Origin of the sequence: Agromyces sp. NBRC 114283, from assembly GCF_030268405.1 — a bacterium.
Lineage (GTDB): Bacteria > Actinomycetota > Actinomycetes > Actinomycetales > Microbacteriaceae > Agromyces > Agromyces mediolanus.
Window position 1 is genome coordinate 25,799 of record NZ_BSQP01000001.1, and the last position, 14,814, is coordinate 40,612.

Sequence of the window (14,814 nt, forward strand, 5' to 3'; positions counted from 1 at the left end):
GGCCGGACGGGCGAGCAGCTCGGCGAGTCGGCATCCGTACGCTAGCCCCGCTCCTTGGTGGCGGTCGTGCGCCGTCGGCCGACGAGCAGCAGCGCAGCGCCGAGCAGCAGCATCGTGCCGACGAGGACCGCCGCGGTGCCGCGGTCGAATCCGAGCGCGGGGAGCTGCGTCGCCGACGGCTTCGCGGGGGCCGGCTTCGTCGAGGTCACCGGAACCGCGGGCGCGGTACCGCCCTCGGCGGCAGTGATCGTGAGGCCGCCTGAGACGTACTCCGCGCCGTGCTCGTCCACGAGCACGATGTGGTGCACGCCGGGTTCGAGCTTCGCGGGCAGGGTGAAGGTGCCGCGCACGTTCCCGACGCCATCCGCCGTGAGTTCGCCGAGCCGCACCGGGGTGGAGTGCAGCCACACCTCGACGAGCTCCCCCGGCGTGAACCCGGTGCCCGTGACCTCGAGCTGGGCGCCCGCCTTCGCCTCGGTCGCCGAGGTCGTGTTCACCGGGGTGGCGGGAGTGGTCTTCGCCGGCAGCACCGTGCCGGTGTACACGCGAAGGGTGCTGCCGAACTCGTTCGACACCTCGATCGAGAACGAGTACGACCCGGATTGCGTCGGCGTACCCGAGAGGACGCCTTCGCTCGTCAGCGAGGTGCCCGCAGGGAGGGCGCCGGAGCGGATCGAGAACTCGGCCTCCTGGTCGGAGGTGAAGGTGTGGCTGAACGGCTCGCCCACCTGGAACCCGAGCGGGTCGACCCCGTCGGTGAAGATCGGCGCGGCCGGATCGATGAAGATGATGAACGACTTCAGCACCAGACCGGGAGCGTAGTCCGGGTTCGACAGCGTCACCATGAACTGGGACGCACCGGCCGCAATCGGGACGCCGGAGATCTCACCGGAGCTGTTCATCAACAGCCCCGCGGGCAGCTCGCCCGCGATGAGGCCGAGCTCGGACCAGTTGGACCCCGAGAGCTGCGCCGAGTACGGCTGGCCGACCTTCGCTCTCGGGAGCCCCTGCGCTGCGAAGCTCGGCATCGGCCACTTCACCGTTCCGGTGAACTGCTGCGGGTAGCTCACCCCGTCCACATCGACGCTCAGCGTGAAGTCGTACGGCCCGAGGGCGCTCGGGGTGCCGACGAGGTGGAGCCAAGTGTCCTCGAAGAACGCCAGCCCGGCCGGCAGCGCCCCGGCGACCAGTCGCAGCGACGCGACGTTCTCCACGTCGATGACGGTGTCGACGTGGATGCCCTGCTCGAGCTGAGGCAGCGTCTTCGTCATCCACGGGTCGACCGGAGCGGTCACCTCGATCGTGAAGTACGCGAGGTCGAACGTGCCGTTCCCCCACGCTTCCACCGTGATCGGGAAGGTCCCCGACACCGACGGGGTGCCCGAGATCGTGGCACCCGTCAACGTGAGGCCGGCGGGCAGCACGCCCGACGACACGTTGTACCAGGTGGCGTTCTGCGCGACGAGCGTCTGCGAGTACGCGGTGCCGACCACCGCGGCCGGCAGGGACGTCGTCACCCAGGTGACGGGCGGCGGCGCCGGCTGCACCGTGCCGTTGAAGTCGTACGAGGACAGGCCGCCGCCCGCATTGTCGACCGCGGTGATCTGCACGAAGTACCCACCAGCGCTCGTGGGGGTTCCAGTGATCCGCCCGGAGGAGTCCATGTTCAGGCCGGACGGCAGAACGCCCATGGTGACCGCGAAGTAGTCCGCCGGAGGAGCCTGCAGCTGGATCGTGCCGACATCCTGACCGACGGTGAGGTCGCCGAGCGTGGTGGTGGCCCAGACGGGATTCTGGATCGGCTCGGCCATGGCCGGCACGGCCGAGAACACCGAAGCCGCAGCGATCACCGCAGCGACCAGCGCTGCGGCGAATGTTCGGCGCCGCGTCGTCGAAGTACTCATGGCTGGAGGGTGTTCCGTCCGTTGTCGACCCGCAGCGACGGCGCTGCGGTCTCGGCACGACCTGCAGGGCCAGCAGCCGGAACGCTGCGCCAGGGCAGCGCAGCTCCGAGATGTCCGATCCTCCTCTTGGATCCAACCATGCGGAAGGCCATCTCCGCCTCAGTGCGAGAGGAGCGGCCTGCCCCCAGTTGTGAGGGCAGGCCGCGCCGCACGCAGTGCTGCCCGCCCGGTGGCGACGACTTCGCGACATCCGAAACCGGCCCGCGAAGATCTCGCGGCGGAGTGCCAGACTGGTGCGATGAGCAACGAAGCGGACCGCTGGGGCATCGATGAGCTCGACGGCCTCACCCGCACGTTGATCGCCCATCGCATCCAGGACTGGGACGTCATGATCGGCGGCGGACCGGACCGCTTCATCGTCACCGCGACCGCCGACCAGGGTACCCGCGTCGCCAACGCGCTCAGCGGCACCCCGCTCGATGACAACGACGACGAGACGGTCGACCTGACCATCGGGGGTCAAGCGGTCGACTACCCCGCCGAGTACGCCGTCACCAGGAGCGAGGCGATGCTCGCGCTCTCCGACCTCGAGTCCGGCGTCCTTCCTGATGGACGCTGGGAGCAGCTGAGCTAGCGGCAGCACAGCCGCGATTCCGGGCGTACATGAGGATCGCGAGCCAGGCCAGTACGAGCAGCAGGGCTTGACAGCGCTACTCTCGGTCGGAACGCGCGTCTCGCCGCCCTGCAGCCTCGGGGTCTTCTTCCGGTTCGAAGGTGGTGGGCTCGCCGGCGCCGATGCCGACGCCGCCGGGTTCATTCGGGATGGTCCCGTCACTACCGAGCCCGTCGGTCTCTTCGGTTGCGCCATCCGGGTCGTCGTCGCCTGCGCCGTCTGCAGGGAGCCGGCTCGGCTCGCCACCGATTCCAACGCCTTGCCCTTCGGGCTCCTCGACGGGGCCGCCACGGTGGGCATCGACTTCCTCTTCATCGACCTGCGTCATCGGCAGGTCCATGCGGTCCGCGTCTTTGTTGTCGCCAGGGTCGACGAACCCGCTGGAGATGTCAGTCATCTGCCGCTCCTCTCGGTGTGTGGTGCGGCCACGATTCCATGGCTCCTGGCCTGGTGGGAGACGGTTGACAAGCGTCGGCGGTACGAGGCCCCGGTACTCCCGCGACTCGCCAACCCTGATCCCGATCGAGGATCGCGGGGCGCCGGCCCATCGGGGGTGAACTCCTCGCCGCGAAACGACAAACGCCCCCGCACACAGCGGGGGCGTTTCGAGTGGCGGAGACGGCGGGATTTGAACCCGCGGTCCCCTTACGGGGACTCCACCTTAGCAGGGTGGTGCACTCGACCGGACTATGCGACGTCTCCATGCGGACGCTTGCGCGCACGCGACTGCCATCATAACCCGATGGCCCCTCGAATCACGATTCGAGGGGCCATCGGCGGAACGAGCGGGTCGGGCTACTGGTCGGCGAGCGTGCGGCCGGCGGAGCAGCGCACGTCGGCGGCCGTCTGACCGGTCACGTCGCTCGGCAGCGAGCCGGCCGGCGGGGTGGGCGTGGACTCGGTCGATCCTTCGACCGGGGCCTCACCGCCCGTGTCGCCCTCGGCGGCCACCTGTGCGTTCGGGTCGGCCGGGGGCGCGTTCGGGTCGGCCGCGGAGGCGAAGTCCGTCTGGTCGGCCGCCGGGTCGAAGGTGATCGGCAGGTCGGCCTGCAGCGCCTGGTTCACGAGCTCGGCCGAGTCGCTCGGCACGACGCCGCCCTCGACGTAGCCGGTCGGGTACTGGATGAACGCGATCTTGGACAGGTCGACGTCCTTCATCGCCTTCGCGATGGAGATCATGCGGGTCGGGTCGGTGAGGCTCGACGACAGCTGCATGTTCGCGAGCGCCGCCTTCGCGATGCTGTAGAGCTTCACCGGGTCGCCGAGGGTGCCGTCGGACTGCAGCTGGCGGGCGAGCGCCGAGAGGAACACCTGCTGGTTCGAGATGCGGCCGAGGTCGGAGCCGTCGCCCACACCGTGCCGCACCCGGAGGAACTGCAGCGCGGGGAGCCCGGAGAGCGTGTGCATGCCGGCGTCGAGGTAGGTGTCCGTGTACGGGTCCTCGATGGGTTCGGCCACGCAGACCTCGACCCCGCCGACCGCCTCGGAGAGGCCGGCGACGCCCATGAACTGCACGATGCCGGCGAACGGGATGGTCACGCCGGTGAGCTCTTCGACCGTCTTGACCACGCAGTCCATGCCGCCGTAGGCGAGCACGCTGTTCATCTTCACGCTGCTGAGCGCGGAGAGCTCCTCGCTCGGGTCCTCGGGGTCGGTGCAGGTGCCGGGCACGGAGACGAACATGTCCCGGGGGAAGCTGACGACCTCGACGTGCGAGTGGTCCTGGGCGATGTGCAGCAGCATGGTCACGTCGTTGAGGACCGCGGTCTCCTCGTCGGGGTCGCCGAAGCCGTCGCCCTGACCGGCGCGGCTGTCGCTGCCGATGAGGAGCAGGTTCACACCGCCGTCGATCGCGCCGACGTCGGGCACGCCCTCGAGAACCTTCTCGCTCTCGAGCTTGACCGTGGGCTGCGCCGTCGCCGCGAGATCCCACGCCGCGTACGCCGCGACCGCACCGCCCGAGACGAGCGCCACCGCCGCGACCGCGGCGACCGACTTCAGCAGGGTCTTCCATGCCGCGCTCTTGCGGAGCCGCCCGTGACGGGCGAGGGATGGCGTCTTGGCTGCGCGCCGAGAGCTGTGCTGCACGTCGTGGGGCACTCGCGATCCTTCCATCTGGGCTGGGTTCTGCCGGTGCGGCACCGGCCTGGCTGACATCGGATGACGCGGAGGGCGTGGGATTCGAACCCACGAGGCATTGCTGCCCACTGGTTTTCAAGACCAGCTCCATCGGCCGCTCGGACAGCCCTCCATGCCCGCTGGCGCGCACGCCGGGGTGTGCACCCCGATGCGCCCGCGAACGGACAGGCCCCGATTCTACCGAACCACGTCCCCCAGAGCCTGCCATTCCGGCCTGGGAAGGCGCTGAGGCGAGCTCGGATCCCCTGATCAGCGCGGGTTCGCCGGCTCAACCCGGGTTGGCGGTTGCGCAGCGGACCTCGTCGCCCGACTGCCCGGTGACGTCGTTCGGCAGGGTCGGCGGCCCAGCCGGCGACCCCGTGCCGTCCACCCCAGTCCCGTCCGCCGGGGCCTCGCCCTCGGCCGGCGCCTCCCCCTCCGGCACCGCCTCGCCGGCGGGTGCCTCCGGTGCGGTGCCGAAGCTCGCGTCATCCGTCGCCGTCGCCGAGAGGGCGATCGGGGCGTCCGCCTGGAGCGCCGCGTTCACGGCCTCCGCCGAATCCGAGGGCACGACGGCGGACATGTCGTCCGTGTATCCGGTCGGGTACTGCACGAAGACGATGTTCGACAGATCGAGGTCCTGCACGGTCCTCGCGATCGAGATCAGCGTCGCCGGGTCCTGCAGGTGGCTCGAGAGCTGCATGTTCGCGAGCGCCGCTTTCGCGATCGAGTACATCCGGATGGGGTCTTCGAGGACTCCCTCCTGCTGCACCTTGCGCATGAGCGAGGCCATGAACGCCTGCTGGCTCGAGATGCGGCCGAGGTCGGATCCGTCGCCCACCCCGTGCCGGGTGCGCAGGAACGCGAGCGCGGTCATGCCCGAGATCGAGTGGTGGCCGGCGTCGAGCACGAGTCCGGACAGGGGGTCGTCGATGGGGTCGACGAGGCAGACGTCGACGCCGCCGATCGCCTCGCTGATCGCCGCGACGCCGTAGAACTCCACGACCCCGGCCAGCGGGATCGGGATGCCGACGAGCTCCTCGACCGTCTTCGCCACGCAGCCCAGCCCGCCGTGGTGGAACACCGTGTTGAGCTTGACGCCGGACATGGCCGAGAGCGTCTCGCCCTCCGCTCCGTTCGGGTCGGCGCACTCGGGGACGCGGACGAGCATGTCCCGCGGGAAGCTCACGACCTCGACGTGCGAGTGGTCCTGCGCGATGTGCACGAGCAGGTTCACGTCGTTCAGCACCGCCGAGTCCTCCTCGGGATCGCCGAACGCGCCGTCGGCCGGTCGCTTGTCGATCCCGGCGAGGAAGAAGGTGAGCCCGCCGTCCATCACACCGATGTCCGGGATGTCCGCCAGCACCTCCTCGCTCTCGAGCGTGAAGCTCGGCGGCTCCTGGATGTCGTCGTACAGGTCGGCCACGGCGTATGCGGCGACGCCGAGGGTCGAGACGAGCAGCACGGCCACGCTCGCGGCGAGCCCCTTCCCGAGCGCGCGCCACGCGCTCGGACGCCGCTGTCTGCCGTGCCGTGCCGCCATGGCTGCGCTCCCCCGGGGCGGCCCGGTCGTTGGCCGCCGCAGCGACAGGATAGCGGGATGCCCCGGCCACCACCCGGCGCTCAGGAGCGCGAGTCGGGCGCGGCCGTCAGCGCCCTCGACTCAGGGCAGCGAGTGCAGCACAGCCGCGAGACCGGCGTCGTCGATCGCCCCGGTGACCTCGCCCGCGACCTCGCGCACCTCGTCGGGCGCCTGGCCCATCGCGACGGCCCGCCCGGCGGAGCCCGCCCAGCGGAACATCTCGATGTCGTTGCGTCCGTCGCCGACGGCGAGCACCCGGTCGAGGGGGTGGTCGATCCAGCCGCGCACCCGTTCGAGCGCGGTCGCCTTGTTGACCCCGTCGGGGGCGATGTCGAGCCAGGCGGTCCAGCCGATCGCGTAGCTCACGTGGTGCAGCCCCATGCGGTCGACGATCTCGAAGAACTCCTCGAGACCGTGCTGACGGCTGCGCACCACGACGCGCGTGGCCTGCTGCCCGAACAGCTCGTCGAAGGGGACCTCGCGAGCGCGATCGAGGTTCCACTCGGTCATGCCCGCCGTGTACAGGCGGTAGCCGTCGCCGAGCTCGATCATGAACTCGCCGGCCGGCAGCACCGCGCGGATGCGCTCGAGCACGGCGGTCGGGTCGAAGACCTCGACGAACTCGCGGCGGTAGCCGTCGTCGGCGCTCGCATCGCGGCGCATGGTGACGGCGCCGTTCGCGCAGACGACGTACTCGGGCTCGAGGCCGAGCGAGCGCAGCACCGGGCCCGTCGTCGACCAGGAGCGCCCGGTCGCGAGCGTCACGTGGTGCCCGCGTGCGACCGCGGACGCGACGGCCTCGGCGACCGCGTGGTCGATCGACTCGTCCTCGTGCATGACGGTGCCGTCGACGTCGAGCGCGACGAACCACCGCTCCTCCGGCGGCAGGGGCTCGGCCTGCGGGCGCGAGCCCGCCGCGGCATCCGCCGTCTGCTCGACGATGGTGCGCACCCGGGGCTCGCGACGGTCGCTCATCGCCGAACCGGCTCCAGCACCTCGAGGCCGCCGAGGTAGCCACGCAGCGCCTCGGGCACAACGACCGAGCCGTCGGCCTGCTGGTGCGTCTCGAGGATCGCGACGATCCAGCGGGTCGTCGCGAGCGTGCCGTTGAGGGTCGCGACGGGCGCGGTCTTGCCGCTCTCCGTGCGGTGGCGGATGTCGAGGCGACGCGCCTGGAAGGTCGTGCAGTTCGAGGTGGAGGTGAGCTCGCGGTACGCGCCCTGCGTCGGCACCCAGGCTTCGACGTCGTACTTGCGGGCCGCGCTCGAGCCCAGGTCGCCGGCCGCGGTGTCGATCACGCGGTAGGCGAGGCCCAGGTCTTGCAGCATGCCCTCCTGCCAGCCGAGCAGCCGCTCGTGCTCGGCCTCGGCGTCCGCCGGGTCGATGTAGCTGAACATCTCGAGCTTGTTGAACTGGTGCACCCGGATGATGCCACGGGTGTCCTTGCCGTGCGAGCCGGCCTCGCGGCGGTAGCAGGTCGACCAGCCGGCGTAGCGGATGGGCCCCTCGGAGACGTCGAGGATCTCGCCCTGGTGGTAGCCGGCGAGCGCCACCTCGCTCGTGCCGGTCAGGTAGAGCTCGTCGTCGGGCAGGTAGTAGATCTCGTCGGCGTGCGCGCCGAGGAAGCCGGTGCCCTGCATGATCTCGGGCTTCACGAGCGTCGGCGTGATGAGCGGCACGAAGCCGGCCTGGATGGCCCGGTCGAGTCCCATGTTCATGAGGCCCAGCTCGAGGCGGGCGCCGACGCCCTTCAGGTAGTCGAAGCGCGCCCCGGACACCTTCGCCCCGCGCGCCATGTCGATCGCGTCGAGCAGCTCGCCGAGCTCGAGGTGGTCGCGCGGCTCGAAGTCGAAGGCCGGCACCTGCCCGACCTCGCGCAGCACGACGTAGTCGTCTTCGCCGCCGGCGGGCACGCCGTCGAGGACGACGTTGCCGATGCGCTGCACGACGGCCTGGAAGGCGGCGTCGGCCTCGTTCGCGGCGTGGTTCGCGTCTTTCACGGCCTGGGCGAGGCGCTGCGCCTGGGCGACGAGCTCGGCCTTCTGCTCCTTCGAGGCCTTCGCGACCTGCTTGCCGAACGCGTTCTGCTCGGCGCGGAGCGTCTCGAACGCGGTGATGGCGGTGCGGCGCGCGGCGTCGGCGGCGACGGCCTCGTCGACCAGCTCGGGAGACTCCCCGCGCAGCTCCTGCGAACGCTTGACCAGCTCGGGGTTCTCGCGGAGCAGCACGGGATCGATCACCCCGCAAGTCTAGCCGGGACCGCCCACACGGGGCCGCCCCGCCGACGGCTCGGTCCCGGCTCCCGGATCCACGCCCGACGATGCCGTACCGTTGGCGTGTGGCGAGCGAAACGACCGCCGGCGGCCCGGCGACCGACGATCAGTCCGCGCGCCCGCGCGCCGCGGTCATCAGCAATCCGACCAAGCAGGGCATCGACGCGCTCCGCGCCGCCGTCGAGCGCGCCGAGGAGCGGCAGGGCTTCGCGCCCTCGCTCTGGATCGACACCCTCGAGGACGACCCCGGCAAGGGCATGGCCCGCGAGGCCCTCGAAGCGGGCGTCGACCTCGTGATCGCCGCGGGCGGTGACGGCACCGTGCGCTCGGTCGCGGCGGGCCTGAGCGGCAGCGGCGTGCCCATGGGCATCGTGCCGCTCGGCACCGGCAACCTGTTCGCGCGCAACATCGACGTGCCGGTGAACGATCCGGACGACGCCGTGGTGCTCGCCTTCTCCGGCACGGACCGCACCGTCGACCTCCTCGTCGCCGACGTGGTGCGCCCGAACGGCGCCCAGGAGTCGCACACCTCGCTCGTCATGGCCGGCATCGGCATCGACGCCGCGATGATCTCGAACACCAACCCCGAGCTGAAGAAGCGCGTCGGCTGGCTCGCCTACGTCGACGCCGGGCTGCGCTCGCTGCCGGCGTCCCAGCCGTTCCGCATCGCGTTCCGGATGGATGCCGGACGCCACCATCGCTCGAAGGTGTCGAGCATCCTCGTCGCGAATCTCGGCTACCTTCCCGGCAACATCGAGCTCGTGCCCGACGCCGAGATCGACGACGGCCGCCTCGACGTGGTGCGCCTGCAGCCCCGCAACCTCTTCGGCTGGCTGTTCGTGTGGCGCACCGTCGCCTGGGAGAACCGGGTGCTCCGCAAGAGCGCCTTCGGCCGGCAGCTGATGGACCTCACGGGCGGCGACCGCCACCGCGCCGTCGCCTACTCGCGCGGCCGCTCGGTCGAGATCGACATCGACGGCGAGCCGCAGGAGTTCGAGATCGACGGCGACGAGTTCGGCGAGATCGTCTCAGCGCGCTTCCGCGTCGACCCCGCCGCGCTCACCGTCCGCGTCCCCCGCTGAGGCGGGCACGGCGGTCGGCTCGGTCACCTCAGGCCTCCGGCTCCCCGGAGAGGATGCCGCGCAACCAGTCGCGCGCCTCGACGAAGACGCCGTCGTCGTACTTCGAGTGGTACTGGATCTCGCGCCGGTCCGCCCGCGGGTAGGAGCCGAGGAAGATCACGTTGGGTGAAAAACGCCGCAGACCCAGCAGGGCGTCGGCCACCCGCTCGTCGCGCACGTGCCCCTCGAGGTCGATCACGAAGCGGTAGCGGCCGAGGGCGTCGCCGATGGGCCGCGACTGGATGAGCGAGAGGTTCACGCCACGGGTCGAGAACTGCTCGAGCATCGCGAGCAGCGCGCCGGGCTCGTCGTCGGGCAGCTCCACGATGACGCTCGTCTTGTCGGCCCCGGTGGGCGCGGGCAGCTCCCTCGAGCGGCCGACGAGCACGAAGCGGGTGACCGCGTTGGGGTTGTCGCCGATGTCGCGGGCGAGCACGTCGACGTCGAGGAGTTCGACGATGCCGGGCGGGGCGACGGCCGCGTCGGCCCGGTCGCCCTCCTCGAAGAGGCTCGCGGCGGCCTGCACGTTGCTCGTCGCCGGGATGTGGCCGTGGTCGGGCAGGTGCTGCTCGAGCCATCCGCGCGACTGGCCATAGGCGACCGGATGGGCGTTCACGATGCGCACCTCGGCGAGCGCGGTGCCGCGCCGGGCGACGAGCAGGAAGTTCACCGGCACGAGGTACTCGCCGATGATGCGGAGGCCGGGCACGGTGGCGAGGGCGTCCTGGGTGGCGCTGACCCCGCCGTCGACGGAGTTCTCGATCGCGATCATCGCGGCGACGGATCGGCCCGCGACGACGTCGGCGAGCGCTTCGCCGACGTTGTTGACCGGCCGCCAGTTCGTGCCCTGCGCCTCGGGCACCTGCTTCAGGGCCGCCTCGGTGAACGTACCGGCCGGGCCCAGGTAGGAGTAACTGGGGGTGGGGGCCGGCGCGTCCGTCATGCCGCGAGCCTAGTCGAGCGGCGGGCGGCGTCCCGTCGCCCGCCCGCCGGCCTTCCCTGGAATACTGCGAGGCATGCAACGGGTCGTTCCGAGCGACGCGGAACGCCGCGCCGCGCTCCGCCGGATGAAGACGATCGCGACGGCGCTCCTCGTCATCGCCGCGGCCGTCTTCGCCGTGTCCTTCGCCCTGCAGGACCGCCTGCCCTGGCTCGGCTACGTGCGCGCCGCCGCCGAGGGCGCGATGGTCGGCGCGATCGCCGACTGGTTCGCGGTGACGGCGCTGTTCCGCCGTCCGCTCGGCCTGCCGATCCCGCACACGGCGATCATCCCGACCCGCAAGAACGAGATCGGCGCGAGCCTCGGCGCCTTCGTCGAGCATGAGTTCCTCTCGGACGAGGTCGTGCTCGGCAAGCTCCGCTCGGTCGAGCCCGCCCGGCGCGCCGGCGAGTGGCTGCGCGAACCGGCGCACGCCGAGCGGCTGGCCGCCGAGGCATCCGTCGCGGCGAACGCGCTGCTCGAACTGCTCGGCGACGACGACATCGAGCAGCTGCTCGAGCAGCTCGCGAGGCGCCACCTGCTGGAGCCCGAGTGGGCGCCCGCGATCGGCCGGGTCGGGGCCCGACTGGTCGCGGCGGATCAGCAGCGTCCGGCAATCGACGCGCTGCTCGCACGGGCGGAGGGATGGCTCGACGCGCACCCGGAGGCGTTCGGGAGCATGGTCAGCGACCGCTTGCCGCGCTGGGTGCCGAAGCTCGTCGACCGCTTCGTCGACGACCGGGCCTACCGGGAGGTGCTCGCCTTCGTGCGGGCCGTGCGCACCGACGACGCGCACCCGCTGCGGCTCGCGATCGACCGCTACCTCGGCGACCTCGCCGAGAGCCTGCAGCACGACCCGGCGACGATCGGCAAGGTCGAGCGGCTGAAGACCGAGCTGTTCGACAGCCCGCGGGTGCGCGAGTTCGCGGGCGAGGCGTGGGCGGCGGTGAAGGGCTCGCTGACGGCGGCGCTCGCGGATCCCGAGAGCGAGCTGCGTCGAGGCCTCCGCCGGGCCCTCGTCGAGCTCGGCGCCCGCCTCGCCGCCGACGAGGGGCTGCAGGCGAAGGTCGACGGCTGGCTGACGGATGCCGCGGCCTACGTGGTGCGCAACTACCGCTCGGACATCGCGGGCGTCATCACCGAGACCGTGGAGCGCTGGGACGCCCGGGAGACGACCGAGAAGCTCGAACTGCAGGTCGGCCGGGACCTGCAGTTCATCCGGATCAACGGCACCGTCGTCGGCGCGCTCGCGGGCCTCGCGATCTTCAGCGTCGCGACGGCCCTGCACGCCCTGCTCTGATCGCAAGCCCCTGCACGCGGCGAACCGGGGTGGGAGACTGGGCGCATGCACGAGCGAGCGGGAACGCCGGCCCTCGAGGCCGATCTGATCGATGTCGACGCCCTGGTCCGGGCCTACTACGAGCTGACGCCCGACGTGTCGGTGCCGGCGCAGCGCGTCGCGTTCGGCACCTCGGGGCATCGCGGGTCGAGCCTGACGTCGAGCTTCAACGAGACGCACATCCTCGCGATCACGCAGGCGATCGTGGAGTACCGCACGGCGCAGGGCGTCACCGGGCCCCTGTTCATCGGCTCCGACACGCACGCCCTCTCGGCCCCGGCGCAGACCACCGCGCTCGACGTGCTCGTCGGCAATCGGGTGCGCGTGCTCGTCGACGAGTTCGACGACTATGTGCCGACGCCGGCCCTCTCCCGCGCGATCATCGCGTGGAACGCCGACCCCGCCCGCCGTGCCGAGGGCGAGGCCGACGGCATCGTCATCACCCCCTCGCACAACCCGCCGCAGGACGGCGGCTTCAAGTACAACCCGCCGCACGGCGGCCCCGCCGACAGCGACGCCACGAGCTGGATCGCGAACCGCGCGAACGAGCTCATCGAGGGCGGCCTCGCCGGGGTGAACCAGGCCGAGCCGAGCGCGGTGGAGACGTACGACTTCCGCAGCGCCTACGTCGAGGACCTCGCGAGCATCATCGACTTCGACGCCATCCGCGAGTCCGGCATCCGCATCGGCGCCGACCCGCTCGGCGGCGCCTCGGTCAACTACTGGGCGGCCATCCGCGACCGCTACGGGCTCGACCTCACCGTCGTGAACGAGCTCGTCGACCCCGCCTGGTCGTTCATGACGCTCGACTGGGACGGCAAGATCCGCATGGACCCGTCGAGCCCGAACGCGATGGCCTCGGTCGTCGCGAAGGCCGGCGACTTCGACCTGCTCACGGGCAACGACGCCGACGCCGACCGGCACGGCATCGTCACCCCCGACGGCGGGCTGATGAACCCGAACCACTACCTCGCGGTCGCGATCGAGTACCTCTTCGCACACCGGCCCGAGTGGCGGGCGGATGCCGCGATCGGCAAGACCCTCGTCTCGAGCTCCATGATCGACCGGGTCGCGGCGTCGCTCGGCCGGCGGCTCTGGGAGGTGCCGGTCGGCTTCAAGTGGTTCGTGCCCGGCCTCATCGACGGCTCGGTGGGCTTCGGCGGCGAGGAGAGCGCCGGGGCGTCCTTCCTCCGCTTCGACGGCTCGGTGTGGACGACCGACAAGGACGGCATCCTGCTGTGCCTGCTCGCCGCGGAGATCCGCGCGGTCACCGGGAAGTCGCCGTCCGAGCTCTACCGCGGCCTGGTCGAGCGCTTCGGCGATCCCGCGTACGAGCGGACGGATGCCGCCGCCACCCCCGAGCAGAAGGCCGCCCTCGGGCGGCTCGACGGCGACGCGATCGCGGCGAGCGAGCTCGCGGGCGAGCCGATCACCGCGAAGCTGTCGCGGGCGCCGGGCAACGACGCCGCGATCGGCGGGGTGAAGGTCGTGACGGAGGACGCGTGGTTCGCGGCCCGGCCGAGCGGCACCGAGGACGTGTACAAGGTGTACGCCGAGTCGTTCCGCGGGCCCGAGCATCTGCGGCTCGTGCAGGCGGAGGCGCAGCGCATCGTCGGCGACGCCCTCGGCGGGTAGCCGACTACTTCACGGAGAAGTAGTTGACGGTGCCGCCGCCGGCGATCGCCTCGTCGACGTCCCAGTAGTCGGCGTCCTTGGTGTGCCCGCCGACCCAGATGCGGGTGCCGGCGTCACTGTGCTCGACGCGGGTGACGATCGCGGTGTGGTCGCGGTCGCCCGAGGCATCCCAGTCGAACTGGGCGATGTCGCCGACCTTGACCTGCGCGCGCTGCGAGTCGTCGAGCGGGGTCGCGAGGTCGGGCCGGCCGAGCAGCCAGTCGCGCATGGCCGTCGAGCTCGCCCACGTCGCGGACATCGCACCGGTCGCGGCGTCGTAGTACCAGGCGCCGTCCATCGTCCAGCCGCGGGCGATGAGCGACTGGCTCGTGAAGTTGGCGCAGTCGTTGCCCGAGATCACGGTGTACGCGTCGGTGTTGTAGTCGCTCCAGTACGCGAGCACGTAGCCGAGCTGCGCGTCGATCCGCGGGTCGCTCGTGTACGTGAGGCTGAGCTCGCTCGGCACGGCGACCGGGGAGGCGGCCGCGACGCGCGGATGCGCCGCCGTGAAGGAGGCGGTCGCGGGCGAGGCGGGCGTCTCCGCGGCGACCGCGGTGCCGTCGGCCTCGGTCATCGTGACCGCGACCGAGCCGAGGGACGTCTCCGCGACGGCGGGCACGGCGAAGGTGAGCTGCCCCTCCTCGGCGGAGACGATCGTCGCGGGGGCGCCGCCGACCTGCACGGCGGCGACCTCGTCGAGCGCCTCGCCCTGCACGGTGATCTGGGTGCCGCCGGTGAAGGGCGCCGCGGCGACCGAGAGGCCGCTCGTGACGACCGGCGCCTGCTCGACCTGCGAGACGGTCGAGCCGCCGGGAGTCACCGTGAGCTCGTCGCCGCTCGCGACGAGCGGTGCCGCTTCGGCGGCGAGCGAGGCGGAAGCGGGCGCGCCGTCCGCGCCCGCGGCGGAGACGGCGCCGAAGGCGGTCACGCCGAGGATCGCGCTCGCTCCGGAGAGGGCGGCGACCCGGCGGATGCCTCGGGCGCCCGGGCGGCGGTTGCCGCTCGGGGCGGCGCGGTGCTTCGGGCGGCGGGAGGCGGGGGCAGGGTCGCGCGTGGTGTCGGGGTCGCTCGCGAGCTCCGGCGTGCGGGGGCGGGCCGGGATGAAGTTGGAGCGGCGGCGGGCAGAGGTGTCGGGGGAAATGTCAGGCACT

General features: G+C 71.7%; 12 protein-coding genes and 2 tRNA genes. 4 read left to right on the forward strand and 10 right to left on the reverse strand.

The genetic code is table 11. The annotated features are described in order from the left end of the window. Window positions 1-41 precede the first annotated feature (41 nt). Window positions 42-1,904 carry a hypothetical protein gene (locus QSJ60_RS00150; RefSeq protein WP_285462079.1) on the reverse strand — a complete coding sequence of 621 codons (1,863 nt, stop codon included), beginning with the start codon at window positions 1,902-1,904 and terminating at the stop codon, window positions 42-44. Between the two features lie 298 nt (window positions 1,905-2,202). Here QSJ60_RS00150 and QSJ60_RS00155 point away from each other — a divergent pair, with 298 nt between their 5' ends. Further along, on the forward strand, window positions 2,203-2,538 hold the full coding sequence (locus QSJ60_RS00155; RefSeq protein ID WP_285462080.1) for a hypothetical protein: 336 nt from the start codon (window positions 2,203-2,205) through the stop codon (window positions 2,536-2,538). Window positions 2,539-2,614: 76 nt separating this feature from the next. On the opposite strand, the gene QSJ60_RS00160 is transcribed toward QSJ60_RS00155, so the two are convergent. The 7 genes from QSJ60_RS00160 to serS form a co-directional block, all read right to left on the reverse strand. Further along, window positions 2,615-2,974 (reverse strand): hypothetical protein, encoded by a 360-nt coding sequence (locus tag QSJ60_RS00160; RefSeq protein ID WP_285462081.1) that lies wholly within the window; start codon window positions 2,972-2,974, stop codon window positions 2,615-2,617. Between the two features lie 213 nt (window positions 2,975-3,187). Beyond that, window positions 3,188-3,279 (reverse strand) — tRNA-Ser (locus QSJ60_RS00165). A 93-nt stretch (window positions 3,280-3,372) separates the two neighbouring features. After that, on the reverse strand, window positions 3,373-4,677 hold the full coding sequence (locus tag QSJ60_RS00170; protein ID WP_285462082.1) for an LCP family protein: 1,305 nt from the start codon (window positions 4,675-4,677) through the stop codon (window positions 3,373-3,375). Between the two features lie 66 nt (window positions 4,678-4,743). After that, window positions 4,744-4,828 (reverse strand) — tRNA-Ser (locus QSJ60_RS00175). Between the two features lie 156 nt (window positions 4,829-4,984). After that, complete coding sequence (locus QSJ60_RS00180) at window positions 4,985-6,238, reverse strand: LCP family protein (protein WP_285462083.1); 1,254 nt, start codon at window positions 6,236-6,238, stop codon at window positions 4,985-4,987. Between the two features lie 120 nt (window positions 6,239-6,358). Continuing rightward, entirely contained in the window at window positions 6,359-7,252 is an 894-nt protein-coding gene (locus tag QSJ60_RS00185) for an HAD family hydrolase (protein WP_230765625.1), read from the reverse strand. Beyond that, window positions 7,249-8,517 (reverse strand): serine--tRNA ligase, encoded by a 1,269-nt coding sequence (gene serS / locus QSJ60_RS00190; RefSeq protein ID WP_285462084.1) that lies wholly within the window; start codon window positions 8,515-8,517, stop codon window positions 7,249-7,251. The genes QSJ60_RS00185 and serS overlap by 4 nt, the downstream gene beginning before the upstream one ends. A gap of 98 nt (window positions 8,518-8,615) precedes the next feature. Here serS and QSJ60_RS00195 point away from each other — a divergent pair, with 98 nt between their 5' ends. Continuing rightward, entirely contained in the window at window positions 8,616-9,632 is a 1,017-nt protein-coding gene (locus QSJ60_RS00195) for a diacylglycerol/lipid kinase family protein (protein WP_285462085.1), read from the forward strand. A gap of 28 nt (window positions 9,633-9,660) precedes the next feature. Here QSJ60_RS00195 and pheA read toward each other — a convergent pair whose 3' ends face one another. Next, the gene (gene pheA, locus QSJ60_RS00200; protein ID WP_230765619.1) at window positions 9,661-10,614 is read right to left on the reverse strand and encodes a prephenate dehydratase; all 954 of its coding nucleotides are present in this window, start codon (window positions 10,612-10,614) and stop codon (window positions 9,661-9,663) included. Window positions 10,615-10,687: 73 nt separating this feature from the next. On the opposite strand from pheA, the gene QSJ60_RS00205 reads away from it, so the two are divergent. Beyond that, window positions 10,688-11,950 (forward strand): DUF445 domain-containing protein, encoded by a 1,263-nt coding sequence (locus QSJ60_RS00205; protein WP_285462086.1) that lies wholly within the window; start codon window positions 10,688-10,690, stop codon window positions 11,948-11,950. Window positions 11,951-11,995: 45 nt separating this feature from the next. After that, window positions 11,996-13,624: a phosphoglucomutase (alpha-D-glucose-1,6-bisphosphate-dependent) gene (pgm, locus tag QSJ60_RS00210; RefSeq protein ID WP_230765614.1), complete on the forward strand. Its 1,629-nt coding sequence runs from the start codon at window positions 11,996-11,998 to the stop codon at window positions 13,622-13,624. A 4-nt stretch (window positions 13,625-13,628) separates the two neighbouring features. On the opposite strand, the gene QSJ60_RS00215 is transcribed toward pgm, so the two are convergent. After that, the gene (locus QSJ60_RS00215) at window positions 13,629-14,813 is read right to left on the reverse strand and encodes an amidase domain-containing protein (protein WP_285462087.1); all 1,185 of its coding nucleotides are present in this window, start codon (window positions 14,811-14,813) and stop codon (window positions 13,629-13,631) included. Window position 14,814 lies beyond the last annotated feature (1 nt).

Excerpts from the sequence above, each read along its gene's own strand:
- QSJ60_RS00150 (WP_285462079.1), bottom strand. The coding sequence starts at position 1,904 with ATGAGTACTTCGACGACGCGGCGCCGAACATTCGCCGCAGCGCTGGTC.
- QSJ60_RS00155 (WP_285462080.1), top strand. The coding sequence starts at position 2,203 with ATGAGCAACGAAGCGGACCGCTGGGGCATCGATGAGCTCGACGGCCTC.
- QSJ60_RS00160 (WP_285462081.1), bottom strand. The coding sequence starts at position 2,974 with ATGACTGACATCTCCAGCGGGTTCGTCGACCCTGGCGACAACAAAGAC.
- QSJ60_RS00180 (WP_285462083.1), bottom strand. The coding sequence starts at position 6,238 with ATGGCGGCACGGCACGGCAGACAGCGGCGTCCGAGCGCGTGGCGCGCG.
- QSJ60_RS00185 (WP_230765625.1), bottom strand. The coding sequence starts at position 7,252 with ATGAGCGACCGTCGCGAGCCCCGGGTGCGCACCATCGTCGAGCAGACG.
- pheA (WP_230765619.1), bottom strand. The coding sequence starts at position 10,614 with ATGACGGACGCGCCGGCCCCCACCCCCAGTTACTCCTACCTGGGCCCG.
- QSJ60_RS00205 (WP_285462086.1), top strand. The coding sequence starts at position 10,688 with ATGCAACGGGTCGTTCCGAGCGACGCGGAACGCCGCGCCGCGCTCCGC.
- pgm (WP_230765614.1), top strand. The coding sequence starts at position 11,996 with ATGCACGAGCGAGCGGGAACGCCGGCCCTCGAGGCCGATCTGATCGAT.